The organism is Curtobacterium oceanosedimentum (assembly GCF_040545555.1).
In the GTDB taxonomy this organism is placed as follows: Bacteria; Actinomycetota; Actinomycetes; order Actinomycetales; family Microbacteriaceae; genus Curtobacterium.
This window is the reverse complement of the sequence record NZ_JBEPMD010000026.1, coordinates 1-1,750: the sequence shown is the minus strand read 5'-3', so window position 1 is coordinate 1,750 and position 1,750 is coordinate 1. Positions and strand designations below refer to the sequence as shown.

1 rRNA gene is annotated in these 1,750 nt (G+C 55.5%); it reads right to left on the bottom strand.

Annotated elements, in window-relative coordinates:
* Positions 1–35: 35 nt before the first annotated feature.
* Positions 36–1,557 (bottom strand): 16S ribosomal RNA (locus ABIC52_RS16170).
* Positions 1,558–1,750: the final 193 nt, after the last annotated feature.

Sequence of the window (1,750 nt, the reverse complement as noted above, 5' to 3'; positions counted from 1 at the left end):
ACACCTGCAAGCAGGGCCGGTCAGATGCTCCTTAGAAAGGAGGTGATCCAGCCGCACCTTCCGGTACGGCTACCTTGTTACGACTTAGTCCTAATCACCGATCCCACCTTCGACGGCTCCTTCCACAAGGGTTAGGCCACCGGCTTCGGGTGTTACCGACTTTCATGACTTGACGGGCGGTGTGTACAAGGCCCGGGAACGTATTCACCGCAGCGTTGCTGATCTGCGATTACTAGCGACTCCGACTTCATGAGGTCGAGTTGCAGACCTCAATCCGAACTGAGACCGGCTTTTTGGGATTCGCTCCACCTTACGGTATCGCAGCCCTTTGTACCGGCCATTGTAGCATGCGTGAAGCCCAAGACATAAGGGGCATGATGATTTGACGTCATCCCCACCTTCCTCCGAGTTGACCCCGGCAGTCTCCTATGAGTCCCCGCCATAACGCGCTGGCAACATAGAACGAGGGTTGCGCTCGTTGCGGGACTTAACCCAACATCTCACGACACGAGCTGACGACAACCATGCACCACCTGTACACCGACCACAAGGGGGCGACCATCTCTGGCCGTTTCCGGTGTATGTCAAGCCTTGGTAAGGTTCTTCGCGTTGCATCGAATTAATCCGCATGCTCCGCCGCTTGTGCGGGCCCCCGTCAATTCCTTTGAGTTTTAGCCTTGCGGCCGTACTCCCCAGGCGGGGCGCTTAATGCGTTAGCTACGACACAGAAACCGTGGAAAGGTCCCTACATCTAGCGCCCAACGTTTACGGCGTGGACTACCAGGGTATCTAATCCTGTTCGCTCCCCACGCTTTCGCTCCTCAGCGTCAGTTACGGCCCAGAGATCTGCCTTCGCCATCGGTGTTCCTCCTGATATCTGCGCATTCCACCGCTACACCAGGAATTCCAATCTCCCCTACCGCACTCTAGTCTGCCCGTACCCACTGCAAGCCCGAGGTTGAGCCTCGGGATTTCACAGCAGACGCGACAAACCGCCTACGAGCTCTTTACGCCCAATAATTCCGGACAACGCTTGCACCCTACGTATTACCGCGGCTGCTGGCACGTAGTTAGCCGGTGCTTTTTCTGCAGGTACCGTCACTTTCGCTTCTTCCCTACTAAAAGAGGTTTACAACCCGAAGGCCGTCATCCCTCACGCGGCGTTGCTGCATCAGGCTTTCGCCCATTGTGCAATATTCCCCACTGCTGCCTCCCGTAGGAGTCTGGGCCGTGTCTCAGTCCCAGTGTGGCCGGTCACCCTCTCAGGCCGGCTACCCGTCGTCGCCTTGGTGAGCCATTACCTCACCAACAAGCTGATAGGCCGCGAGTCCATCCCCAACCAAAAAATCTTTCCACCACCAGACCATGCGGCCAGTGATCATATCCAGTATTAGACGTCGTTTCCAACGCTTATCCCAGAGTCAGGGGCAGGTTACTCACGTGTTACTCACCCGTTCGCCACTAATCACAGGAGCAAGCTCCTGATCATCGTTCGACTTGCATGTGTTAAGCACGCCGCCAGCGTTCGTCCTGAGCCAGGATCAAACTCTCCGTAAAAAAATACAGATCCGACACCCGAAAGCGCCGAACCGAGTTGATTCTGACTGTTGACTGTCTACTGACAATCTTCAATCCAAAAGGAATTGTCTCCGACGACCACAACCAAAGCTGCAATCGCACGGGGTCAATAAATTGGCATTGACAATGTGCACGCTGTTGAGTTCTCAAGGACCAGACGCACCCCCCACTC